The sequence below is a fragment of the Paractinoplanes lichenicola genome, from assembly GCF_016785085.1.
GTDB lineage: Bacteria > Actinomycetota > Actinomycetes > Mycobacteriales > Micromonosporaceae > Actinoplanes > Actinoplanes lichenicola.
Genome location: NZ_JAENHO010000001.1, coordinates 181,664 through 205,548 on the forward strand (window position 1 = coordinate 181,664; position 23,885 = coordinate 205,548).

At 70.3% G+C, this 23,885-nt stretch carries 22 protein-coding genes; 2 read left to right on the forward strand and 20 right to left on the reverse strand.

All coding sequences use genetic code 11. The features are described from left to right. Positions 1-3 precede the first annotated feature (3 nt). The 7 genes from JKJ07_RS00890 to JKJ07_RS00920 are packed head-to-tail and all read right to left on the reverse strand — an operon-like array spanning position 4 to position 6,498. On the reverse strand, positions 4-519 hold the full coding sequence (locus JKJ07_RS00890; RefSeq protein WP_202989208.1) for a 3-hydroxyanthranilate 3,4-dioxygenase: 516 nt from the start codon (positions 517-519) through the stop codon (positions 4-6). Then, positions 516-938, reverse strand: coding sequence for a RidA family protein (locus tag JKJ07_RS00895; protein ID WP_202989209.1), 423 nt, complete (start codon positions 936-938; stop codon positions 516-518). The genes JKJ07_RS00890 and JKJ07_RS00895 overlap by 4 nt, the downstream gene beginning before the upstream one ends. Further along, positions 935-1,633 (reverse strand): 2-keto-4-pentenoate hydratase, encoded by a 699-nt coding sequence (locus JKJ07_RS00900; RefSeq protein WP_202989210.1) that lies wholly within the window; start codon positions 1,631-1,633, stop codon positions 935-937. Before JKJ07_RS00900 ends, JKJ07_RS00895 begins: the two co-directional genes overlap by 4 nt. After that, positions 1,630-3,087: a 2-hydroxymuconic semialdehyde dehydrogenase gene (locus JKJ07_RS00905; protein WP_202989211.1), complete on the reverse strand. Its 1,458-nt coding sequence runs from the start codon at positions 3,085-3,087 to the stop codon at positions 1,630-1,632. The genes JKJ07_RS00900 and JKJ07_RS00905 overlap by 4 nt, the downstream gene beginning before the upstream one ends. Continuing rightward, positions 3,084-4,394: an FAD-dependent oxidoreductase gene (locus tag JKJ07_RS00910; RefSeq protein WP_202989212.1), complete on the reverse strand. Its 1,311-nt coding sequence runs from the start codon at positions 4,392-4,394 to the stop codon at positions 3,084-3,086. Before JKJ07_RS00910 ends, JKJ07_RS00905 begins: the two co-directional genes overlap by 4 nt. After that, entirely contained in the window at positions 4,391-5,629 is a 1,239-nt protein-coding gene (gene kynU / locus JKJ07_RS00915; protein ID WP_202989213.1) for a kynureninase, read from the reverse strand. Before kynU ends, JKJ07_RS00910 begins: the two co-directional genes overlap by 4 nt. Then, positions 5,629-6,498: a tryptophan 2,3-dioxygenase gene (locus JKJ07_RS00920; RefSeq protein WP_307834117.1), complete on the reverse strand. Its 870-nt coding sequence runs from the start codon at positions 6,496-6,498 to the stop codon at positions 5,629-5,631. Before JKJ07_RS00920 ends, kynU begins: the two co-directional genes overlap by 1 nt. 143 nt (positions 6,499-6,641) lie before the next feature. Here JKJ07_RS00920 and JKJ07_RS00925 point away from each other — a divergent pair, with 143 nt between their 5' ends. Further along, positions 6,642-7,085, forward strand: a complete 444-nt coding sequence (locus tag JKJ07_RS00925; protein WP_202989214.1) for an Lrp/AsnC family transcriptional regulator — start codon at positions 6,642-6,644, stop codon at positions 7,083-7,085. A gap of 13 nt (positions 7,086-7,098) precedes the next feature. Further along, the gene (locus JKJ07_RS51525; RefSeq protein ID WP_307834078.1) at positions 7,099-7,704 is read left to right on the forward strand and encodes a helix-turn-helix domain-containing protein; all 606 of its coding nucleotides are present in this window, start codon (positions 7,099-7,101) and stop codon (positions 7,702-7,704) included. Positions 7,705-7,716: 12 nt separating this feature from the next. Here JKJ07_RS51525 and JKJ07_RS00935 read toward each other — a convergent pair whose 3' ends face one another. The 13 genes from JKJ07_RS00935 to JKJ07_RS00995 all read right to left on the reverse strand — a co-directional run bounded on the left by JKJ07_RS00935 (position 7,717) and on the right by JKJ07_RS00995 (position 23,850). After that, positions 7,717-8,823, reverse strand: coding sequence for an alpha/beta hydrolase family protein (locus tag JKJ07_RS00935; RefSeq protein WP_202989215.1), 1,107 nt, complete (start codon positions 8,821-8,823; stop codon positions 7,717-7,719). Positions 8,824-9,151: 328 nt separating this feature from the next. Continuing rightward, positions 9,152-10,126: an LLM class flavin-dependent oxidoreductase gene (locus JKJ07_RS00940; protein WP_202989216.1), complete on the reverse strand. Its 975-nt coding sequence runs from the start codon at positions 10,124-10,126 to the stop codon at positions 9,152-9,154. Next, positions 10,126-10,440, reverse strand: a complete 315-nt coding sequence (locus JKJ07_RS00945; protein WP_202989217.1) for a TIGR04076 family protein — start codon at positions 10,438-10,440, stop codon at positions 10,126-10,128. Before JKJ07_RS00945 ends, JKJ07_RS00940 begins: the two co-directional genes overlap by 1 nt. Continuing rightward, a complete protein-coding gene (locus JKJ07_RS00950; protein ID WP_307834079.1) occupies positions 10,437-11,351 on the reverse strand; it encodes a zinc-binding dehydrogenase in 915 nt (304 codons plus the stop codon). Before JKJ07_RS00950 ends, JKJ07_RS00945 begins: the two co-directional genes overlap by 4 nt. A 59-nt stretch (positions 11,352-11,410) precedes the next feature. Continuing rightward, positions 11,411-11,809 (reverse strand): nuclear transport factor 2 family protein, encoded by a 399-nt coding sequence (locus JKJ07_RS00955; protein WP_202989219.1) that lies wholly within the window; start codon positions 11,807-11,809, stop codon positions 11,411-11,413. After that, positions 11,806-13,017: an amidohydrolase family protein gene (locus JKJ07_RS00960; RefSeq protein WP_202989220.1), complete on the reverse strand. Its 1,212-nt coding sequence runs from the start codon at positions 13,015-13,017 to the stop codon at positions 11,806-11,808. Before JKJ07_RS00960 ends, JKJ07_RS00955 begins: the two co-directional genes overlap by 4 nt. Beyond that, the gene (locus JKJ07_RS00965; protein WP_202989221.1) at positions 13,014-14,660 is read right to left on the reverse strand and encodes a hydantoinase B/oxoprolinase family protein; all 1,647 of its coding nucleotides are present in this window, start codon (positions 14,658-14,660) and stop codon (positions 13,014-13,016) included. Before JKJ07_RS00965 ends, JKJ07_RS00960 begins: the two co-directional genes overlap by 4 nt. Next, the gene (locus JKJ07_RS00970) at positions 14,653-16,317 is read right to left on the reverse strand and encodes a hydantoinase B/oxoprolinase family protein (protein WP_202989222.1); all 1,665 of its coding nucleotides are present in this window, start codon (positions 16,315-16,317) and stop codon (positions 14,653-14,655) included. The genes JKJ07_RS00965 and JKJ07_RS00970 overlap by 8 nt, the downstream gene beginning before the upstream one ends. Further along, positions 16,314-18,350 carry a hydantoinase/oxoprolinase family protein gene (locus JKJ07_RS00975; protein ID WP_202989223.1) on the reverse strand — a complete coding sequence of 679 codons (2,037 nt, stop codon included), beginning with the start codon at positions 18,348-18,350 and terminating at the stop codon, positions 16,314-16,316. Before JKJ07_RS00975 ends, JKJ07_RS00970 begins: the two co-directional genes overlap by 4 nt. A gap of 2 nt (positions 18,351-18,352) precedes the next feature. Continuing rightward, a complete protein-coding gene (locus tag JKJ07_RS00980) occupies positions 18,353-20,344 on the reverse strand; it encodes a dipeptide ABC transporter ATP-binding protein (RefSeq protein WP_307834080.1) in 1,992 nt (663 codons plus the stop codon). A gap of 2 nt (positions 20,345-20,346) precedes the next feature. Beyond that, positions 20,347-21,204 (reverse strand): ABC transporter permease, encoded by an 858-nt coding sequence (locus JKJ07_RS00985; RefSeq protein WP_202989224.1) that lies wholly within the window; start codon positions 21,202-21,204, stop codon positions 20,347-20,349. Next, entirely contained in the window at positions 21,204-22,214 is a 1,011-nt protein-coding gene (locus JKJ07_RS00990; protein WP_202989225.1) for an ABC transporter permease, read from the reverse strand. The genes JKJ07_RS00985 and JKJ07_RS00990 overlap by 1 nt, the downstream gene beginning before the upstream one ends. A 4-nt stretch (positions 22,215-22,218) precedes the next feature. Continuing rightward, on the reverse strand, positions 22,219-23,850 hold the full coding sequence (locus JKJ07_RS00995; protein ID WP_202989226.1) for an ABC transporter substrate-binding protein: 1,632 nt from the start codon (positions 23,848-23,850) through the stop codon (positions 22,219-22,221). Positions 23,851-23,885: the final 35 nt, after the last annotated feature.

The window sequence follows — 23,885 nt, forward strand, 5'->3', positions numbered from 1 at the left end:
GCGTCAGCCCTTCCCCGGGTGCACGGCGCCGCAGTTGCCGCACGTACGGGCCTTTTCGTCCTCGTAGAACGCCGTGAACACCGGCGGCAGATCCTCGACGATGTCGCGCACCTGCAGTTCGACCTCGTGCACCAGGTGGTTGCACTCGAAGCAGTACCACTGGAACTTCTCGAGCGTGCCCTCCTCGCGCACCCGCTCGACGACCAGGCCGATCGAGCCGGCCTCGGGCCGCTGCGGCGAGTGCGGCGTGTTGCCGGGCAGCACCCACATCTCGCCCTCGCGGATGTGCACGTCCTTGGGCCCGTCCGGGGTCATGGTCTTGACGTGCATGTTGCCCTTGACCTGATAGAAGAACTCCTCGTACGGGTCGACGTGGAAGTCCGTACGCGAGTTGGGCCCACCGACGACCATGACGATGAAGTCGTCGCCGGTCGGGAACATCTGCTTGTTGCCGACGGGCGGCTTGAGCAGGTGCTTGTTGTCCTCGATCCAGCCCGGGAAGTTGATCGGGTCGGTCATGACGCCTCCTTCGACGGCAGAGCGGCGACTGCTTGAATCTCGATGAGCAGGTGCGGGTGCGGCAGCTGGTGCACGGCCACGGTCGTACGGGATGGGCCGTTGAAGTCGAAGAACTCGGCGTAGACCTTGTTGTAGCCACCGAAGTCGTTCATGTTGACCAGGTAGGTCGTGACTTGAACGACGTCGTCGAGGGACGCACCGACCGAGTCCAAGATGTCGGAAATATTCTTGATCACCTCGCGCGTCTGCACGGCGATGTCGAGCGTGGCGGTGCCCATGGCGTCGACCGAAGCCCCGGCGATGGAGTTGTCCGGCCGCCGGCTGCTCGTGCCGCTGACGAAGGCGAACCCGTTGGCCACCTTGACGTGCGGGAACTTGCCCCGCGGGGTGGCCTTGCCCTCGACGAGCCGCCCGGTCACGACGAGGCCTTCAGCGCTGCGGCGCCAAGACCAGCCACTTCCACCCGTACGGATTGACCGGGCCCCACCCGTACGGCGGCAGTCGCCGCTCCGGCGAGCACGATCCAGTCGTCCTCGAGCGTCCCGGCCAGCCGCAGCGCCTCGGAGAACGCCTCGCGAGGGTCACCCAGGATCGCCGAGGTGGAGCCTGTCTCGACCACCTGACCATCGATGAGCAGCTGCACGGAGAGATCATCAACGTCAGCAGGAACCGGCTGCCACGAGCCGACCACAAATCCGGCGGCCGAGGTGTTGTCCGCGATCACCTCGTCGAGCGTGAACTTGAAGTCGAGCCAGCGGGAGTCGATCACCTCGAGCGCCGGCGCCACGGCCGCGATGGCCCCACCCCGTACGAGGAAAGCGACTTCCGGCTCGACCTTGGGGTGGATGCGCGGACCGAGGTCGAGCACCCCGCCGTCCTCGATGCGCATGGCGTCGGTCAGCCAGCCCCAGATGACCGAGTCGACGCCCATCTGCTGCATCTTGGCCTTGCTGGTCAGCCCCAGCTTGACGCCCACGACCTTCTCGCCGCGGGCCAGCCGCAGGTCGACGACCTCGCGTTGCACGGCATAAGGATCATCCGCGGGAAAGGAGCCGGAGGCCAGCTCGGTGGCGGTGGTCAAGGCGTTGTCGAGAGCAGCGGCGAGCGAGGTCATGACATGTCCAAGCAGACGTTGGTGTATTCGGAGTAGAAGTCGAGCGAGTGCCGGCCGCCCTCGCGCCCGACGCCGGAGGCGCGCATCCCGCCGAACGGGGTGCGCAGGTCGCGCAGGAACCACGTGTTGATCCAGACCAGGCCCACGTCGAGCTGCGCGCCGGCCCGCAACGCGCGACCCACGTCACGGGTCCACACCGTCCCGGCCAGCCCGTACGCGCTGTCGTTGGCCAGCGCGAAGGCCTCGTCCTCGTCGTCGAACGGCGCGATGTGGCAGATCGGGCCGAAGATCTCCTCCCGGACCGTACGGGCGTCCTGGCCGAGCCCGGTGATCACGGTGGGCTCGATGTACGACCCGCCGTCGCGCTCGTCGCCGAAGTGCGGCACGCCCCCGCCGGCCAGGAAGGTCGCGCCTTCCTCACGAGCCAGGTCGTAATAGCCGAGCACCTTGTCGCGGTGGGCCTTGGAGATCAACGGCATGGTGCCGGTGGCCTCGTCGGACGGCCAGCCGTAGGTCAGCTCCTTGGCCTTGGCCGCGAGCCGGGAGGTGAACTCGTCGAAGATCGACCGGTGCACGTACAGGCGCTCGGTGCACAGGCAGACCTGCCCGCCGTTGGTGAAGCTGGACCGCACGCTGCCGGCCACCGCCGCGTCGAGGTCGGCGTCGGCGAAGACCAGCCCGGCGTTCTTGCCGCCGAGCTCGAACGACACCGGCTTCACGCCCGGGGCCGCGTTCTTCATGATCGCCGAGCCGGTGGCCGACTCGCCGGTGAAGGTGATCGCGTCGACGTCGGGGTGCGTGGTCAGCCACTCCCCCACCGCGTTGGGGCCGTGGCCGTGCACGAGGTTGAACACGCCCTCGGGCACGCCGGCCGCGGCCATCACCTCGGCCAGGACGGTGGCCGAGGCCGGGGTCTCCTCGCTGGGCTTCACGATGACGGCGTTGCCGCAGGCCAGGGCGGGGGCGACCTTCCACGTGAGCAGCAGCAGGGGCAGGTTCCAGGGCACGATGATGGCGACGACGCCCATCGGCTTGCGCACCGCGTAGTTGAGCGCGCGCCCGCCGGCGGCGGTGGCCGTCGTGAACGATTCGGTGCCGGTGGCCGCCACGACGTCGGCGAAGGCGCGGAAGTTGGCCGCGCCGCGCGGGATGTCGAGCGTACGGGCCTGGGTGTAGGTCTTTCCGGTGTCGGTGACCTCGGCCGTGACCAGATCCTCGAAGCGGCGCTCGAGCTCGTCGGCGATGCGCCGCATCATCGTGGCGCGCTCCTGCTCGGTGGTGCGACCCCAAGGCCCCCGTACGGCGGCTCGGGCCGCGGCGACGGCGTCGTCCACGTCGGACCGCTCGGACTCGGTGACCGAGAAGACCGTCTCGCCGGTGACCGGGGACGCCTTGGCGAACGTGGTGGTGGCCGGGCGGAACTCGCCGGCGATGAAGTTACGCAGCACGTTCATCGTGCGATCCTCCGAATCACCGCGGCCGCGGCCAGGGCGACCAGTGTTCCCGCGGCGAGCCCGAGCACCTGGTGCTGCTGCTTGACCCGGCGGCGGACATCCGCGTACGGGGTTGTGGAGAACGAGACCAACTCGTAGCGCGACACGTATTTGCCGGGCAGCAGCCGTTCCAGGGTGTGCTCGACGTTCTTGCCCAGCTTGAAGAGCGGGTCGGCCACCTTGTCGCGCATCTCGACGAAGTTGGCCAGGGCCATCTCGGCGATCGCCTCGGAATTCTCGCGGCGGCCCTGTTCGTACAGGGGAAGCGCCTCGGCCCAGTTGTCGCCGGTGGCGTCGAGGCAGCGGTCCAGCTCGACCACGTCCTCGAAGGAGGCGTTGGCGCCCTGGCCGTAGAACGGGACGATGGCGTGCGCGGCGTCGCCGATCAGCGCGACCCGGCCCAGCATCTGCCAGGGCGCGCACTTGACGGTGCCGAGCAGGCCGACCGGGTTGTGCCGGTAGTCGTCGACCAGGTTGGGGATCAGCTCGAGCAGGTCGGGGTAGTTGTCGCGGAAGTGCCGCTCGACCGCGGCCGGGCTGCCGATCGAGGCGAAGCTGTTGCTGCCCGAGCTGGGCCAGAACAGCGTGCCGGTGAACGAGCGGTCCGGGTTGGGCAGCGCGATCATCATCGAGGTGCCGCGCGGCCAGATGTGCAGCGCGCCCGGGTCGAGGGCGTAGTCGCCGTCGCGGGCCGGGATCGTCAGCTCCTTGTAGCCATAGTCGAGGAAACTCACCGTCTCGGAAAAGCTTTCCCCCGCGTACGCCATGAGCAGTCCCCGCGTGGCCGAGCCGGCGCCGTCCGCCCCGAGCACGATGTCGGCCTTGGCCTGGCTGCCGTCGGCGAAGCCCAGCGTGCCCAGCGAGGGGTCGAGCGAGGTCAGCGCGCGGTCGAAGTGGATGGTCACGCCCTCGGTGGCGCCGGCCGCGTCGAGCAGCGCGTCGTTGAGCGCGCCCCGGCCGATCGAATTGATCGCGCGGTCGCCGTCCAGGCTGTACGGCTGGAAGTTCGTCTCGCCGCCCAGCGGGTGCACCATCCGGCCCCGCATCGGCAGCGCGTCCTTGAGGACCTGCTCGTCGAGGCCGATCCGGCGCAACGCGTCGATGCCCCGCTCGGAGAGGGCCAGGTTGATCGACCGGCCGCGCTCGGCCCCGGTGACTCGCGGGTCGGGGCGGCGCTCGTACAGGTCGACCGTGTAGCCGCGGCGGCCCAGATAGCAGGCGAGCAGGCTGCCGCAGAGCCCTGCGCCGACGATGGCCACGTGCTTCACTGGGTCTCCTCCACGCAGGCGGCGAGCGCCGCGGCGGCCCGGCGGCAGTCCTCTTCGGTCGAATACAGCGGGACGGGCGCGAACCGCACGATGTCGGGCTGGCGGGCGTCGGCGATCACCCCGTGCTCGAAGCGCAGCCGCTTGGTCAGCGCGCCGGCGTTGCCCTCGTGCAGCCGTACGGACAACTGGCAGCCGTGCCGCTCGGGTTCGCGCGGGGTGATCACGGACAGCGGGCGGGTGGCCACGACCTCGTCCAGCAGCTCGCGCAGATACGTGGTCAGGTGCAGGCTGCGCTCGCGGAGGACGGGCATGCCGACCTCGTCGAAGATGCGCAGCGACGTGCGTACGGGACCCATGGCGAAGATCGGCGGGTTCGAGACCTGCCAGGCGTCGGCGCTGCGCGGCGGCCGGGACTCGGGGGTCATCTCGAAGCGGGTCGTCGCCTCGGTGCTCCACCAGCCCTCGAAGCGCTGCAGGTCGGCGCCGTGGTGACGCTCGTGGACGAAGACGCCGGCCAGCGCACCCGGCCCGGAGTTCAAATATTTGTACGAGCACCAGGCGGCGAAGTCGGCGCCCCACTCGTGCAGGTCGAGGGGGATGTTGCCGGCCGCGTGCGCGAGATCCCAGCCGACCACCGCGCCCGCGGCGTGTCCGGCCTTCGTGATCGTGGCCATGTCCATGACCTCGCCGGTCAGGTAGTTGACCCCGCCCAGCATCAGCAGCGCGACCGTGTCACCCTCGCGCTCGAGGAACGCGACGACGTCCTCGGTGCGCAACGTGTCCTCGCCGTCGCGCGGCTTGAGCCGTACGACGGTCGTCTCGGGGTCGAGGCCGTGGAACCGGGCCTGACTCCGGACGGCGTAACTGTCGGACGGGAACGCCGCGTCCTCGATCACGATGCGGGTGCGGGCGCCGGCCGGGCGGTAGAACGACACCATCAGCAGGTGCAGGTCGACGGTGAGCGAGTTCATCACCACGACCTCGGACGGCAGCGCGCCGACGAGCCGGGCCGCGGGCTGGGTCAGCAGCTCGTGATACGGCAGCCAGGGCCGGGCCGCGTCCAGGTGGCCCTCGACCCCGAGCCGGGCCCACTCGTCGAGGTCCTCGTTCAGCTCGACCCGGGTCGCCCTGGGTTGCAGTCCCAGCGAGTTGCCCGCGAAGTAGGCGACCTCCGGATAGTCGCCCCCTTCAGCCGGGGGGATGTGGAACAGATGGCGAAGCCCCTCAAAGCTCATTACATCTCCGTCCGCGAGGTCCACAGCTCCGGGAAGACCGGCCGGCTCATACTGCGCTGCAGGAAGGCCAGCCCGTTGGAGCCGCCCGTGCCGCTCTTGGCCCCCATCGTCCTCTGCACGGCCTTCAGGTGCAGATAACGCCAGTCGCCGAAGCGGTCGGCGACCTCGGTCAGCGCCTCGCCCAGCAGCCTAAGGTGGTTCTCGGGGCCGGTATCGCGATAAACGCGCACCCAGGCGTCCGCCACCGACTGATCCGTCTCGTGCTCGTCGGCGACGTCCCGGTCGAGCAGGCCGGGCTTGATGGCGTGACCCTGACGGGCGAGCAGCGCGATCACCTCGTCCCACAGGCTCGGCCGGTGCAGGGCCACTTCCAATTCCTCGTACGCCGCGGTGCCCCGGAACGGGCGCATCAGCGACTTCGTGCGCAGCCCGAGCAGGAACTCGACCTGACGGTACATCGCCGACTGGAAGCCGGAGCCCTCGCCGAGCAGGTCCCGGAACTTGTTGAAGTCGGCCGGGGTCATCCAGCGCAACGTCTGCCAGGCCGCGTTCAGGCCCTCCAGGTGCAGGGCGGCCCGCTTCAACGGGGCCAGCGCGGGCCACACCTCGCCGGCGCGCACATGCTCGCGGGCCTGCTCCAGCTCGTGCCGGATCAGGCCGAAATACAGCTCCATGATCTGGCTGACCATGAGGAACGACATCTCGCCGGGGTCGCTGCTCAGCGTGCGCTGCAGGGTGTGCAGGGTGCTGGCGTGCACATACGCGTCGTAGGGCACCCGCCGGCCGAACTCCAGCGTGGGCGCCCCCTTGTTGAGCGCCGTCCTGGCGTCGCGCTCTTCGGCAGTAGTCGGCCGCACGGTTTCCACGATCTCTCCTCTGGCGCTTTTTGCTGGCTACATGATTTCGTCGCCGGCACCCTCACCGGAATGCCGATTTAACGGCGCTGACCTCCGAGAACGGTTGATCGACGGCTAGATTTGCCGGGGCGGTTAACGAACGGAAGGTGGCGGGGTTGGACGCGATGGACTGGGCCCTGCTGCGCGAGCTGCAGGAGGACGCGCGCCTGTCCTACAGCGAGCTCTCCCGGCGGGTGCACCTGTCGCCGCCGGCGGTGGCCGAACGGGTGCGGCGGCTCGAGGAGACCGGGGTGATCCGCGGCTATCACGCCCACGTCGACCTGGCCAAGGCCGGCCGTACGGTGCTCGGGCTGATCCGCATGTCGTGCTACGGCCCGACGTGTGTGCTGCGCGACGACAAGGTGGCCCTGTGGCCCGAGGTGCTGGAGATCAACCGGGTCACCGGTGACACCTGCTGCGTGCTCAAAGTGGCGGCCGTTTCGATGGAGGCGTTCGCCGAGGTCACCGACCGGCTCGGCAACTACGGCACGCCGTCCAGCACCATGATTCTGGCGACCCCGCTGGATTGGCAGCCCATCGCGCCGCCACCCCGTTTTTAGTACCATCGAACGCGTGACCGAACCGCTCGAAGACACCTCGGCCGTGCAGGTCGGTCCGCGCATCCGCGAGTTCCGCAAGCAGCGTGGCCTGACCCTGCGCAGCCTGGCCGCCCGGGCGGGCCTGTCGATCGGGTTCCTGTCGCAGGTCGAGCGGGGCATCTCGTCGATCGGGCTGACCGCGCTGGGCAGCGTGGCGAGCGCGCTCGGGCATTCGGTGGCCGACTTCTTCGACGCCCCGGCCGCGCCCGGCGCCCCCGACCCCGTGGTGGTGCCGATGCCGCGGCATTTCACGCTGACCCGGGGCGAGAACGCCGCTGTGCAATACGTGTCGGGCCAGCAGACCTATCGCATGCTGTCGGATCGCGGGGCCGGGCTGGTGCTCGAGCCGATGGTGGTGCACATCGCGCCGGGCGGGCGGCGGGAAGTCGCGTACGGGCACGCCGGCGAGGAGTTCGCGTACGTGATCTCGGGCGAGCTGCTCTACGAGGTCGACGGGGTCGAGCACCGGCTGCACCCGGGTGACAGCGTGCATCTGCGCTCGTCGGTCCCGCACAGCATGTACAACGACACCGACGAGGTGACCACCGTCGTCTCGGTGGTCACCCCGCGCCTCTTCTGACCCACCGCTTGTTCACGTACGTGAAACAACGGCCTCCATCGTGGCGGCCCAGATCGGCGAGCCCGGGGCGATCACGTCGAAGTGGTCGCCCGGCAGCTCCAGCAGCGTGATCTTGGAAGCCGCGGCGAACCGGCGGTTGATGTCGATCAGGTCGAGGCTGTCGCCGCTGCCCTGCACGAGCAGCGCGGGCGAGGCCAACGGCAGCCGGGTCATCGGGTCGCTGGCCGCGTAGACGTCGGGCACCTCGGCCGGGCCGCCGCCGAGCGCGGTGGTGATCGCGCCCTCGCCGAGGAAGCGGCGCTGACCCTCATGCAGGTCGAGCACCCCGGCCAGCGAGACGGCGAGCGTGATGTCCGGGTCGTCGGCGGCCAGGCGCAGCGCGAGCTGACCGCCCGCGGAGTGGCCGAACAGCACGATGGGGGCGCCCGGGTGGCGTTCGCGGGCTTTCGCGAGCCCTGCTGCCAGGTCTTGCGTGGTGGCGGCCCAGCCGTTGCGGTCGGGGCGGCGGTATTCGAGGTTCCAGCTGACCCAGCCGCGGGCGGTCAGGTCGATGGCCAGCGCGTCCATGAGGTCGGCGGCCCAGTTCGACCGCCAGAAGCCGCCGTGGATGAGGATCCCGACCGGCGCCACGGAGGGGGCGTCTGCGGCGCCGGTCGGGAGATCAGTGGATACCGGCCCGGTCGGCAGCGCAGCGGCTGCCACCCCGGCCGGGTTTTGCGTTGTCTGCGCGGGATCGGGTCGCGTCGGCAGGCGTTCGTCGGCCCACTGCTCGGCGTGGCCGCCGTAGGCGATGCGCTCGGCCGGGTGCCGGAGCCGGTGCACGGCGTGCTTGATCGCCCAGGCCAGACCCCACACGCCCCGGCCGTGCAGGTGCTGCGGCGACGCCGGGTGGGCCACGGTCAGGTCGTAGAAGACCGTGTTCGCGGGCGCGGCCGCCATCAGCGCCGGATCGGCCGGCACGACCACGGCCGGCCCGTCGTGCGCGGCCAGCTCGGCGGCGGTCGCGGCGTCGACCACCTGGAGGCCCGCGTCCAGATCCCAGGCCGTGTCGCCGGCCAGCTTGGTCAGCAGCTCACGGTCGGCCACCAGATCAGGGCCGAGCACCAGCAGGACGTCCATCGGACTCCTCACAAGACGATCATGGGCGTTACTGGTGCTGGACAGGGACCCGCCCTCCCAGGGGGGCCACCGCCACGCCAGTAATTCTGACGAAATCTGGCCGATCTTGCCGGACGGCCTGTGGACAAGTGCCGACTGTGGATAACTCTTACGCTGTGGCCGGATGTGCTAAGCGACGGTCATGTCGTTCCTGTGTCCCGGCTGGGCTGGATGACGCGGGCGGGCACGAGCGAAGCGGGCACGGCGGGGCGGGCACGGGCGGGGGCGGGCACGAGCGGAGCGGGCACGGCGGGGCGGGCACGAGCGGGGGCGGGCATGGGTGGCGTTGTCATCGGTTCAGCAGGGGCAGGACTTCCGAGCCGAGCAGGTCGACGCCGCGATCATCGGTCAGGCCGTGCGGGGTGCCGAACTCGACTCGCCGCACGCCGGCGTCGATCAGCTTCTGGGCCTGGGCGGCAACCTGCGCGGGCGTGCCCGAGAAGGCGAACCGGTCGAGCACATCGTCCGGGATCAGCTTGCCCGCGGCCTCGTCGTGGCCGCCGTCGACGAGCCGGGCGACCTCCTCGACCAAACCGGAGGGCAGCGTCACGGTCGGGTCGAGGTCGGCCACCACGGCCAGATACATCGCCACTTCCGTACGGGCCTTGGCCCGCGCCGCCTCGCCGTCGGTGTCGACCACGGTGACCGCGCCCAGCACGATCCCGACATCACGGTCGGACTGCAGCCGTTCTCGGATCACCGGGACCATGTCGGGGTTGGCGCTGCCCCCGACCTTGATCTCGTCGGCGATGCGGCCGGCCAGCGCGGCGCCCTGAGCACCCCACGCGCCGATCAGCAGCGGCACCGAGGGGCGCTGCCGCTCGTACCGGAGCACGGTGTCCGCCGCCAACCGATGAATCCGCCCGACGTATTCAGCGCGATCGCCGCGCAGCAGACGAGCCACGACCTCGGCCGTCTCCGCGAGCGCGGTCAGCGGCCGGGGCTGTTCGAGACCCACCGCCCCGAGCCACGTGCCGCGGGCCAGCCCCAGATAGGCCCGCCCGTGCGACGCGAGATCAAGGGCGGCGATCTGCCCGGCGATCTCGTAGGGCGCCATCGAATACGGGTTCAGGCAGGCCGGCCCCAGCCGTACGCGAGTGGTCGCCCCGGCCATCTCCAGCAGTGGAAAGATCGGCGGCTGGTACATCAGGTCGCCGAACACGGTGAGGACGTCGAAGCCGGCGGCCTCGGCCGAGCGCGCGAGCCGGGCGTACGCGCCCGCGGGTTTGTCGCTTTGCAGGCCCAGACCGATTTCCGTACGCATCAGGTCAGGTCCTCCGAGTTCATCGTGCGCTTGCAGGTGCGCTCGACCTTCATGACCAGCCGTTCCTCGGGGTCGGGGCAGATGAAGTGCGAGTCCTGGGCCAGCCAGTCGCCGGATGCGAGGTCGCGCTGCTTGGCCGCGAGGAACGGCAGCACGGAGGCCAGGGCGTACACGCAGAAGTGTTTGCCCTCGGGGATGGTCAGGTGCGCGCTGTTGGTCAGGTCGAAGTGGTCGCCCACGTTCATGCCGCAGACCGACCGGCCCTCGATCCGGTCGACGCTGACCCGCAGGTCGTAAATGTCCATCTCGCTCATGACGCCTCCTCGTTGACACGCACGATGATCTTGCCGGTGGTACGCCGGGCAGCGAGATCCGCCAGGGCGGCCGGCGCTTCCGACAGAGACACGACCCGCGTGATCGGTGGCCGCAGCTCCCCGGCGGCGCACCGGCGGAACAGCTCGTCATAGGCGGCCCGCACCTCCACCGGCCGGGCCCACGGATAACGAGATCCCCAGGAGACCCCGATCAGGTCGGCGTTGCGGGCGATCAGCCGGGCCGGATCCACGGGCGGCGGCGGTCCGGCGGCCATGCCCACGCTGACCAGCCGCCCCTCGAAGGCCAGGCAGTCCAGCGACCGCGAAAGCAAGTCGCCGCCAACCGGATCGACGACGACATCGACGTCCCGAGCGGCGTCCTCGAAATCGTCGTAGAGCACGGCTTCGACAGCGCCGAACTCGCGGCATTTATCCAACTTGTCACCGGAACCCGCCGTCGCGATCACCCGCGCACCCCGAGCCACCGCCAACTGAATAGTGGCAGTACCGACTCCGCCGGCCCCGGCGTGCACCAGCACGGTCTCACCAGGTTGCAGACGCGCACGGGTCAAGGCGAACCAGGCCGTCTGATAGGTCACCGGCAACGCGGCCGCCGTGATCGGATCCACGTCGGGCGGCCGCACGACCACGAGCGATGCGTCGATGGTGACGGTCTCGCCCAGCGCCCCGTGCGGCAACGCCGGACACACCACCACATGCTCCCCGATCAGATGCTCGGCCCCCGGTCCCGCATCCAGCACCCGCCCCGAAGCCTCCACCCCCGGAGTCATCGGCGGCTCCGGCCGCACCGGATACTCGCCCCGGCACAGCGACACGTCCAGGAAGTTCAGCCCGACCGCATGCACCGCCACCTGCACCTGCCCCGCCCCCGGCAGCGGGTCGTCGTCCACCGTGGCCACCCGCAGCACGTCCTGCGGCTCCCCGGTCGACGTGGCGATCAGCCGCCGGATCACGGCCGGACCAGCTCCGCGTGGTGGTGCACGATCCGCCATTCCCCGTCGAGGCAGCGCAGCACGTCGGTCACCCGAGTGTGCTGCTCCTCGCCACTCGCGGCGTCCCGCGTCACCAGCACGTAGCGGGCCACCCCGGTGTCGCCCCAGACGTCGATCCGCTTCTCGGTGGCCGCCATGACGTCGAGCACCGGCCGCTTCCCCGCCGAGTCCCGGGTGTCCCGGTACGAGTCGAGCTCGCTGCGGGTGCGCAGCGGCCCCGGCAGGTGCGTCTCCCACGTGGTGACGTCGTCGTGCAGGTGGGCGTCGAAGCCCTGCCGGTCGCCCTTGAGGAACGACGCGTACATGTCGTCGATGCCGGCCGCGATGGCCGCGGCCCCGATCTCGGCGAAGCTCATCGCTGGTCCTCCCGGCTGACGACGCCGCCCTTCATCACGAACCGCACGCCCCGGAAGGCCGAGGTGTCGTCGAGGGGGTCGGCGTCCATGGCGATCACATCTGCGTACTTGCCCTGCTCGATCGTGCCGAGGTCGTCCTCGAGACCCAGCCAGCGGATCGGCCCGCGGGTGCCGGCGTGCAGCGCCCGCTCCGGCCCGAGGTGCTCGGCCAGGTTCTCCAGCTCCCGTACGGTGGCGTTGGTGCCCTCGAACGACCAGAACGGCGGCATGTCGCTGCCGAGCAGAATCTCCACCCCGGCGTTCAGGGCCATCTGGAAGCTCTCGATGTGCCGCGGGCCGGCGCCCAGCGAGCGGCACTGCATCCACTCCGGCACCCCGAGCTCGTCGAAGAACTCCTTGCACCGGGTGACCAGCAGCGTCGGCACCAGCGCGGTGCCCTTGGCCGCCATCAGCTCGGCCACCTGCGGGGTCAGCTGGTAGCCGTGCTCGACGCAGTCCAGGCCGAGCTCGACCGCGGCCCCGATCACCTCGGCCGGGCCCGCGTGCGCGGTGACCTTGCGGCCCCAGGCGTGCGCGGTCTCGATCACGGCGGCCATCTCGTCGGCGAACAGCTGCGGCGTCGAGATGGCCTCGTGCTCGCCGGCCAGCCCGCCCGAGATCATCACCTTGATCAGGTCGGCCCCGGCCTTGAGCTGGCTGCGCACCCCGTGCCGGAACCCGACCGGCCCGTCGCACTCCATGGTGTCGCCGCTCTCGTGCCCGTGCCCACCGGTGCAGACCAGCGCGCGCCCCGCCGTGTACATGCGCGGGCCTACCGCCCGGCCGGCGTTGATGGCCCGGCGCAGCGCGAAGTCGGCGTGGTCCTTCTCGGCCACGTTGCGCACGGTGGTGACGCCGCAGTCGAGCGTGCGCCGGGCGCCGTCGGCCATGTAGAGGGCCAGGTCGTGCGGGCCCATGTCCTTGACGCTGTTGCCGCCCTGGCCGGGCAGCGACAGCGAGAAGTGAGTGTGCATGTTGGTCAGTCCGGGTGTCACGAACGCGCCGTCCATGTCCCGCTCGGCGACCGGTCCGGCCGCCCGGGCCTGAGCGGCGACTTCCCCGTACGGGCCCACGGCCGCGATCCGATCCCCGGTGACCCAGAGGCCGGCGTCCTTGATCGGTAGCGCCCGCGCGTCCACCACGGTGCAGTTGCCGAGAAGCTGATTCACGCGATCACCCCGTACACCTTCCGGGCCGCCTCGTCCGAGACGTACCCCTCCTGAACGTCCTGCCGCACCGCCGCCGGGTCGCGCAGGCTCGGCTCGCCGTGCCCGCCGCCACCGGCAGTGAGCAACGTGATCCGGTCGCCGACCCGGACGGGGGTGCGTTTGGTGCTGACTCGCTTCTCGCGATCGGTTCCGGGGAAGACGACGACCTGGTTCGGCTCGGGTTGCCGGCCGCCGTCGAGCGCCCACGGCGCGCTCTTGGTCTTCTTGATGACCGACAGGAACTCGCCGTCGGTGACGAACTTGATGTCGCGGCGCAGCCCGCAGCCCCCGCGGAACTTGCCGGCCCCGCCCGAGTCCGTACGGATCTCGACGCGCTCGAAGAACATGCCGGTCTTGGCCTCGAGCACCTCGACCGGGGTGTTGCGGGCCTGGGTCTGGCACAGGTGGTTGGCCGGGCCGATGCCGTCGTGGTCGGGTGCGCCGCCCCAGCCGACCGGGTCGTTGTTGCTGACCGCGAACATCGAGCCGGTGTCGGGGTGGACGCCGACCATCATGAACCCGGGCACGTCGCCACCCGTGCTGGCCGGCAACCGGGAAGGCATCCCCTGGGCCAGCGCCTTGTAGATGAGCTCGAGCGCGACCGTGCCGGTCCACTGGGTGAACGTGGCAGCCGGGTAGACCGCGTGGAACAGCGTCCCCGGCTCAGCCGACACTCGCAGCGGGGCGAAGTGGCCGGCGTTGGTCTGCTCGTCGGGCGTGGTGATGGCCTTGAACGCGACCCGGCAGGTGGCGATGGTCGAGCCGATCGGCAGGTTGACCGGGCCGGGCACGGCCGCCGAGGAGCCCGCGAAGTCGACAGTGAACGTGCCGTCCTGGATGGTCACCGTGCAGCGCATGAGGATCGGGTCCTCGGTCACGCCGTCGTCGTCCAGCCAGTCCTCGGCCGTCCAGGTGCCCTGCGGCAGCCGGGCCACCGCCTCCTGGGCGCTTTCCTCAGCCGCGGCCACGAAACGGTCGACAACTTCCGTGACCGTGTCAAAACCGTAGCGATCAAAGAGCTCGGCCACCCGCCGCTCCCCCGTACGCAAGGCCGCGATCTGGGCGTTGAAGTCACCCAGCACCAGGTCGGGCATGCGGGAGTTGAAGCGGATCAGCTCGATGATGTCGTGCACCAGCGAACCGCCCGAATACACCTTGGTGCCCGGAAATATCAGGCCCTCCTGGTGCATGTCCGTGGAGTCGAGCACGTACCCGGGGTCCTTGGCCCCCAGGTCCATCCAGTGGGCCCGGATGCACAGGTACGCCACCAGCTCGCCCTGCGAGAACACGGGCGCGAACATCGTCGCGTCGTACGAATGGGCCGCGTTCCAGTAGGGATAGTTGAGCAGCACGACGTCGCCCTCGGCGAGATCGCCCACGTATTCGACCCCCTTGCGGATCGAATAGTCGTTGGCCCCGAGGAACCGCGACAACCCCGTCGACTCGGCGACCAGCCGCAGCGACCGGTCGTAGATCGAGATCCCGAAGTCGTGCACCTCGTAGATGACCGGGTTGAACGCCGTACGCACCAGCGCCGCCCGCATCTCCTCGGCCGCCGACACGAGGTGGTTGCGGATGACCTCGACAGTGGCCCCGTCAGTCATCGAGCCCCACCCCGTAGATCTCCCGGGCGGCGGCCGCCGACACGTACCCCTCGGCCACGTCCCGGCGTACGGAATCAGGGTCTCGATCGGCCGGCCGCCCGTGACCGCCGCCGCCCGCGGTGAGCAGCGTGACCCGGTCGCCCGGGGCCACGGTCAGGCGTTTGGTGCTGATCCGTTCCTCGCGGTCGGTGCCGGGGAACGCGACGATCTGGTTGGGGTCGGGTCGCTGCCCGCCGGCGAGCGCCCACGGCTGGGTCTTGGTCTTCTTGATGACCATGAGGAACTCGCCCGGCGTGACGAACTTGATGTCCCGCCGCAGGCCGCTGCCCCCACGGAACTTGCCGGCCCCGCCCGAGTCCGTACGGATCTCGACCCGCTCCATGAACATGCCGGTGCGGGCCTCCATGACCTCGATCGGCGTGCCGCGGCCGGTGCTGCCGGAGACGTGGGTGGCCGCGTCGGTGCCGTCGTGCTCGGCCGTGCCGCCCCAGCCGACCAGGTCGTTGTTGCTGACCGCGAACATGGCCCCGGTGTCGGGGTGCACGCCGACCATCATGAAGCCGGGCACGTCGCCGCCGCTGCTGGCCGGCAACAGCTCGGGCATGCCCTGGGCCAGGGCCTTGAGGATCAGCTCGAACGCCACGATGCCGGTCCACAGCGTGAACGTGGGCTGCGGATAGACGGCGTGGAACAGCGTGCCCGGCTCGGCCCGCACCTCCAGCGGCGCCACCGTGCCCGCGTTGGAGGGCTCGTGGGGCGAGGTCAGCGACTTGAGGATCACCTTGCAGATGGCCTCGGTGGCCCCGAACGGCATGTTGATCGGACCCCGTACGGCCGGGGATGAGCCCGCGAAGTCGACGAGGAACGTGCCGTCGGCGATCGTGACGGTGACCCGCATCTTGACCAGCTCGTCGCTGATGCCGTCGTCGTCGAGGTAGTCCTCGGCGCTCCACGTGCCCTGCGGCAGGGCGGCCAGAGCGGCCCTCGTACGGGCTTCACCGTCGGCGATGATCTGGTCGATCGCGGCCGCCACGGTCTCGTGGCCGAACTTGGCGTAGATCTCCAGCAGCCGGCGCTCGCCCGTACGGATGGCCGAGATCTGCGCGTGCAGGTCGCCCAGGATCGCGTCGGGCATGCGGGAGTTGAATCGCAGCAGCTCGTGGATGTCGTGCACCGGCTCGCCGCGGGAGACGACCTTCGTACCCGGGAAAATGAGGCCCTCTTGGTGCATGTCGGTGGAGTCGAGCACGTAGCCCGGATCCTTGGCCCCGAGGTCCATCCAGTGCGCCCGGATGCACAGGTAGCCGATCAGCGTCTCGCCGTCGAACACCGGCGCGAAGAGGGTGGCGTCCGAGGCATGCGCGGCGTTCCAGTACGGGTAGTTAAGCAGCACGACGTCGCCCGGGTGCAGGTTCTCGACCCCGACGTATTCGACGCCCTTGCGCAGCGAGTAGTCGTTGGCCCCGAGGAACGCGGTGAGCCCGGTGGCCTCGGCGACCGGCCGCAGCTGCGCGTCGTACAGGGAGAGACCGAAGTCGTGCACCTCGTAGATGACCGGGTTGAACGACGTACGGATCAGGGTGGCCCGCATCTCCTCGGCCGCCGACAGCAGATAGCTGCGCACGACCTCGACGCGAGCACCGTCCAGTGTGGTCACTTCGCAACCTCCGCCAGGGTGACGTGCAGGTAGCCGTGCTCGTCCACGGTCACGTGCTGACCGCTCGGCACGACCGTCGTGGACGTGCCCTCGTCGACCAGCGCCGGGCCGGCGAACGTGTTGCCCGCCTTGAGCTCCGCGCGGTCATAGACGGCGAACGGCACGATCTTCCGGGTGCCGAAGTCAAAGGCTTCCCGATGCGTACGGGGTGTGGCCTCGCCGCCGGCCTCGATCGTGGGCAACTCGGGGCGTGAGGTGCGGCCGATCCCGCGTACGCGCAAATTGAGGATCTGCAGCGGGTTGGTCATCGTGTGCCCGTAACGGGCGTGGTGCACCTCGTCGAACGCCGTGCGGACCGCCTCGGCGTCCAGCGTGGAGCCGACAGTCACCATCAGGCTGTGCTCCTGACCCAGATAGCGCAGCTCGAACTGGCGCTCGAGCACGCCCTCGCCGGCCGGAACCCCCTGCGCGTTCAGTGAGGCGATGGCCTCGGCCTCGGTCTCCTTGAACAGCGGCTCGAGCTCGGCCAGGTCGGCGCCGTCGAGCGTCGTCATGACCGTACGGGAGAAGTCGTTGACGATGTCGGCGCTCAGCATGCCCCAGGCCGAGAAGCCGGACGGCGCGAAGGGCACGAGGACCTCGCCGATGCCCATCTCGCGGGCCAGCAGCGGGGCCAGCAACGGACCGGCGCCACCAAAGGCCAGCAGCGAGAACACCCGCGGGTCGTGGCCGCGCTCGACGGTGATCTGGCGGACCGCGCCGACCGTCTTGGCCAGCAGCACGTCGAAGATGCCGGCCGCGGCGTCGGGCACGGACAGGCCCAGCGGCTCGGCCAGCTGCTCGCAGATGGCGTCGCGAGCGGCCTCGTCGGCCAGGCCCATCGTGCCGGCCAGGAACCGCTCCGGGTCCATGAAACCGAGCACCACGGCGGCGTCGGTGACCGTCGGCTGGGTGCCGCCACGGCCGTAGCAGACCGGGCCGGGCGCGGCGCCGGCGCTCTGCGGGCCCACCTTGAGCAGGCCGCGATCGAGCCAGGCGATCGAGCCGCCGCCCGCGCCGATCGTCCGGATGTCGTACGTGGGAATCAACAGCGGGAAGTGCTCGAGCTGGGCCTCGTAGGCAGCGACGGCGCTGCCCTTCTCGATCACGCAGGCGTCGAGCGAGGTGCCGCCGATGTCGAACGTCAGCAGGTTGTCGCGGCCCAGCTCGTTCGCCAGGTAGGCCGCGCCCACGATGCCGCCGGCCGGGCCGCTGAGCACGGTGTGCGTGGGCGACGTCTTGGCCACCGCGCCGGTCATCGAGCCGCCGCCCGACCGCATGATCAGGAACCGCCCCGCGAAGCCCTGGTCGGCCAGGCCCTTCTCCAGCTCGTCGACATAGCGCTCGAAGATCGGCCGGATGTACGCCTCGAGCACGGTGGTGCTGGTCCGCTCGTACTCGCGGTACTCGCGCACGATGTCGGTCGACAGCGACAGGCTCACATCGGGGTGGGCCTCGCGGATGATCCGGGCCGCCTCCCGCTCGTGCGCCGGGTCGAGGAACGAGTGCAGGAACGTGATCGCGATCGACGTGACGCCCTGGTTCTCGATCAGCTCGCGGGCCGCGGCCCGGACGGACTCGGGGTCGAGCTCGTCGACGACGTTACCCTTGTAGTCGAGCCGGCCCTTCACGCCCGCGGTGAACCGGCGCTGCACCAGGCTCTCCGGGCGCTGGTAGCGGAAGTCGTACATGTGCTCGGCCGGCACGTTGCCCCGGCCGATCAGGAAGATGTCACGGAAGCCCTCGTTGGTGATGATGCCGGTGTTGCCGCCGCGCCGCTCCAGCACGGCGTTGAGGCCGAGCGTGGTGCCGTGGATGAACAGCTCCACCTGGCTCAGGTCGGTGCCGAGCGCGGCGATCGCGTTGAGCACACCCTCGGCCGGGTGGGCGGGCGTGGTCGAGGCCTTGCGGAAGCGGACCTTGCCCGTACGGGTGTCGAGCTCCATCGCGTCGACGAAGGTGCCGCCGATGTCGACGGCCAGCCGGATGCTCATGCTCAGCTCTTTTCGATCAGGGCGGGCAGCTCGGGCACGCGCCAGCAGGCGGCCCGGCTTTCGCCGTACGACTGGAGGGTCTGCTCCTGCGACCGGCAGGTGTCGGTCACGAAGGGGCAGCGGGCGGCGAGGGCACAGCCGGTGGCGGCGTCGGCCTCGTCCAGGTCCTTGACGAGCTGGACGGCCGCGGTGCGAGTCTCGCCGAGGCGAGGCGCACTGCCGAGCAGGGCTCGGGTGTAGGGATGCTTGGGGCGGTCGAAGACCTCGTCGACCGGGCCCTCCTCGACGACCCGGCCGAGGTAGAGCACGACGACCCGGTCGGCGAAGCCGCGCACGGTGGCCAGGTCGTGCGAGATGAACACGGACCCGTGCCCGGCATCCGCGGCGACGTCGGCGATGACGTCGAGGATCTGCGCCTGCACGGTGACGTCGAGGGCGCTGGTCGGCTCGTCGAACACGATCAGATCGGGCTGCCCGACAAGCGCCCGCGCGATCCCGATCCGCTGCGCCTGCCCGCCCGACAACTCGTGCGGCAGCCGGGTCAGGATCGAGCCGTCAAGCTCCATCCGCGCGAGTGCGGCTTCGGTCTTCTTGGCCCGCTCGGCCGTGGACACCTTGGCCGCCCGCAACGGCTCCGCGATGGAGTCCCCCACGGTCCGCCGCGGGCTCAAGCTCCCGATCGGATCCTGGAACACCATCTGCGCCCGGGTCCGCTCGGCCCGGCTCTGCTTCTTGACGCTCTTGCCGGCCACCTCGACACTGCCCTCGGACGGCTCGACAAGCCCCATGATCAGCTTGGCCAGGGTGCTTTTGCCGCAGCCACTCTCCCCCACGACCCCGAGCGTCTCCCCGGTCTTGAGCTCGAGACTCACCCCACGCAGGGCGTGATGCCCGCCCGACCCGAACCGGCTGCGATAGACGACGTGCGCGTCCTCGATCTTCAGCACGACGTCGCCGATCCGCGTGTCGGCCTTCGTCGGCTCGCCGCTCGTGGCCTCGGCCAGCGGCGCCTGCTGCGGGTGGAAGCACGCCAGCGACCAGCCCGGCTCCAGCGCCGTCGTCTCCGGCCGCGTCGAACGGCAGTCGTCGCCCGCGTGGGCACAGCGCGGGGCGAACGGGCAGTCGTGCGGGGCCGCGGTCATCAGCGGCATGCCGCCGGCCGTGGCGACCACGCGGCCGCCGCCGACATCCGGGACCGAGCGCAGCAGGGCCCGCGTGTAGGGGTGCGCGGGCTCGCGCAGCACCTTGGCCGCCGGGCCCGTCTCCACGACCGTGCCGGCGTAGAGAACCACGACGCGGTCGCAGACCTCGGCGATCGAGGCCAGGTCGTGCGAGATCAGCAGGACGCCGCGGCCGTCGGTGTCGGCGGCGTGGCGGAACTGGCGGAGGATCTCGCGGGTCAGGGTGACGTCGAGGCCGGTGGTGGGCTCGTCGGCGATCAGCAGGCCGGGGGCGCAACCCGTGGCGAGCGAGATCATCACGCGTTGGGCCATGCCGCCCGAGAGCTCGTGCGGGTAGGCCTCCAGCCGCCGCGCGGGGTTGCGGATGCCGACCGACTCGAACAGTTCCTTGGCGGTCTCCCGGGCGCGCTCCCCGGTCATCTCCTGGTGCGTCACCAGCCGGTCGATCAGCTGCCGGCCCACCGTACGGGTGGGGCTGAGCGCTCCTCGGGGGTTCTGGAAGCAGATGGCGGCTCCGCGTCCCCGGTGCGCGGCCAGGTCGGCCGCGTCCATGCGGAGCACGTCGGCGCCGTCGAAGCCGACCCGGCCGGTGGCGTGCGAGCCCGACGGCAGCATGCCGACGATTGCCCGCGCGACCATGCTCTTGCCGCCGCCGCTCTCCCCCACCAGCCCGACGACCTCGCCGGGAGCGACCGAGAAGCTGACGTTGCTGAGCGCCGCGACCTGCCGCCCGGGCCGGTGGATCACGACCGAGAGGTCCTGGATGTCGAGCATGGTCACCGCCTGTTCGCGAGTGCTCGTTTCGGAGGGCACGGTCACCGCCTCCTCGCGTCCGCGCGTTCCTGCAGGCCCTCGCCCAGCAGGCTGAAGCCGAGGACGCAGACGAGCAGGGCCAGGCCGGGCGGCACCGAGGTCCACCAGCGGCCGGCCACGACGTCCGACGTGCCGAGGCTGATCATCGAGCCCCACTCGGCGGTGGGCACCGTGACGCCCAGGCCGAGGAAGGACAGGCCGGCCAGCGTGAGCATGGCCCAGCCGCAGTTGAGGGGCGCGATCACCCGTACGGGCGTGAGGCTGTTGGGCAGCAGGTGCCGCCACATGATCCCGATCGTGGACGCCCCCGAGGTCTTGGCCGCGTCGATGTATTGCATCTCGCGCAGCGTGCGCACCTCGGCCCGCACCAGCCGGGCGTACGCGGGTGCGTTGACCGCGGCGATCGTGATGACGAGGTTGACGAAGCCGCCGCCGAGCAGCGCGCTGACCGCCAGGGCCAGGATGAACGTGGGGAACGCCTGGAAGATGTCGACGATCCGCATCAGCACGTCGTCGACCCAGCCGCCCAGATAGCCGGCGAGCAGGCCGAGGATCGTGCCGACGACCACGGCCAGGGCCACCGCGAGCACGGCGATGCCGAGGTCGAGGCGGGCCGCGTGCAGCACCCGGCTCCACACGTCCATGCCGTTGCCGTCGGTGCCGAGCAGGTGCTCGCCGCCCGGCGCGGCCAGGGTGCCGGACGGGTCGATCTCGGTCGGGCCCCACTTCGTCAGGAGCGGCGCCAGCAGGGCGGCCAGCGCGGCCACCACCAGGATGCCGCCGCCGATGTAGATGAGGGCCTTGGCGAAGCGGCCGTCGCGGTTGACGGAGACCACGGGGGTCATCTCGATCGCGGCCATCAGATTTTCACTCTCGGGTCGAGCCAGGCGTGCACGACGTCGGCGATGAGGAAGACCAGGACATAGGCGAACGCGATGATCAGCACGGACGCCTGCACGACCGGGTAGTCGCGGTAGAGCAGCCCGCGCAGCGCCCACTGGCCGAAGCCCTGCCACGAGAAGACGTATTCGACCAGCACGGTGGAGCCGAGCGCGGTGCCGAAGACCAGCGCGGCCAGCGACGGCAGCCGCACCAGGGTGGCCCGCCGCAGATAGCCGCGCAGCAGCGTCCTCTCGGGCAGGCCGTGCGCGGCCGCGGCGGCGTACGCCTCGCTCCGCAGAACTTCCAAAGCCGATGCCCGTACGCTGCGCAGCAGTGGCGCCAGGACGCCGATGACCAGGGTCAGCACCGGCAGGACCAGGTGCGCGGCGGCCGAGCCGATGGCCGGCCCGTTGCCGGTGAGCAGCGCGTCGATCAGGTCGGCCCCGGTCAGCGGGGTCAGGTCGGTGTCCGGGTCGACGCGGCCGCTCGGCGCCGGGAACCAGCCCAGCGCGGCGTAGCCGACCAGGATCAGCACCAGGCCCAGCCAGAACTCGGGGATCGAGTTGCCGAACAGCGCGAAGATCCGTACGGAGTGGTCGCCGAACCGGTCGGCCCGGCGCGCCGACCAGATGCCGAGCCAGATGGCCAGCAGTACGGCGATCGTGACCGCGATGACCACCAGCTCCAGGGTGGGGCCGAGCCGCAGCGCCATCTCGCCGGTCACCGACGCGCCACTCTGGATCGAGGTGCCGAAGTCGCCGGTGACCAGCCCGCCGAGATAGTCGAGGAACTGTTTCCAGATCGGCTGGTCGAGACCGAAGCGGACGCGCGCGGCCTCCGCATCGGCCTCGGTCGCGTTGGGCCCGAGGATGCTGCGGATCGGGTCACCGGGCAGGACTCTCACCAGCAAGAAGGTCAGCACGACCACCCCGAGCAGAACCGGGATCAGCTGGAGCAGCCGGCGACCGACGAAACGCAGAATTCGCACAGGATCAGGCCGATGCGCTCAGGTACCGGAGACGGGCCAGGCCGTCCATCGGTTGCACCCAGCCCGCCACCTTCTCCCGTACGGGAAGGTTGAAGTTGGGCTGGCAGATGATGACCCACGGCACGTCGGCCGCGAGGATGGTCTGCACCTGGGCCCAGAGCTGCTGGCGGGCCGCGTCGTCCACGGTGGTGTGCGACTTGGTGTAGATCTGCTCGAGCTCCGGGTTGGTGTAGTTCGAGTAGTTGAGCGCGGCGCCCTTCACGAAGCTGGTGGCCAGCATGTATTCGACGTCGTTGACCCAGAGCTGACCCGTGGTGATCTGCAGCGGGATGCTCTTCTGGGTGCGCCGCTCGCCCAGCGTGGCCGGGTCGAGCGGGGTCAGCTTGAGCGTGATGCCCGCCTTGGCCGCCTCGGCCTGCACCTGCACGGCGATCTTCTGCTGCTCGTCGCTGTCGGCCGCGAAGACCAGCTCCGAGTTGATGGCGGTCTTGCCCGACGCCGCGAGGGCCTGCTTGGCCTTCTCGATGTCGTACGTGAAGGGGTAGCCGGTCTCGGCGTAGCCCGGCATGTCCAGCGGGACGAGGCTCTTGGTGGGCCGCGCGTCCCCGCCGTACACGTTCTTGATGATCTGCTCGTACGGCACCGCGTACGCCAGCGCCTTGCGCACGTTGACGTCGTCGAACGGCGCGGTGGTGACCGACATCTGGATCGCGACCTGGTTGTTGCTGGCCGCCGAGAGCACCTTGACGCCCTCGACCTTCTTCAGGTCCTGCAGGTCCTGACCGGTGATGCCGAGCGCGATGTCGATGTCGCCGGCCTGCAGCTGCAGGCGCTGGTTGGCCGCGGCCGGCACGACCGAGAGCCGGATCGTCGGGGTCTTGGCGCCGTCCGTGCCGGGGTAGTCCTTGTTGGCGCTGAGCTCGATCTCCTGGCCCTGGGTGGCCTTGGTGACGTTGAAGTAGCCGCCGGTCGGGGCGTTCTTGGCGAACCACTCCTTGGCCCACGGGTCGGCGTCGGTGGCGTGCTTCTTGGCCTCGACCGAGTCGAAGACGTAGAGCGAGATGGCCTGGATCTGCTTGGTCAGGGCGCTCGGGAACTCCTGGTGGAACTCGACCGTGTAGTCGTCCTTGACGATGACCTGCTCGGGCTTGGTCAGGCCGATCGTGCGGTAGATGCCGGCCACGTTGGCCTGGGCCGCGAACGCGCGGTCCTTGGACCACTTGACGTCGGCCGCCTTCATCTCGTTGCCGCTGGCGAACTTGACGCCCTGGCGCAGCTTGAGCGTCCAGATCTTCTGGGTGCTGTCGGGCTCGAACGACTCGGCGAACGTCGGCGCGATGTTCGCGGTGTCGAGGATCTGGCTGTCCCCGGCGCTCGTCACCCCGTAATCGATCATGTAGGGGTACACGTTCTTGAACAGCATGAGCGCGGTCAGGTCGAAGCCGACGAAGTCCTGGTCCCAGCTCGACAGGTAGCTCGAGACGGCGATCCGCAGGGTGCTGGCGGCGGGGCCGGCCGAGGCGTTCGCGTCCGGGTTGTCCTTGCTGCCGGCGGCGCACGCGCCGGTCGTCATCAGAAGCGCCACGCTGCCACCGAGCTGGAGCAGGCCGCGACGAGAAATGTTTGGCGGAGCCATGGTGGTCCTCCTAGAGCCGAACGGCTGGCGACCCC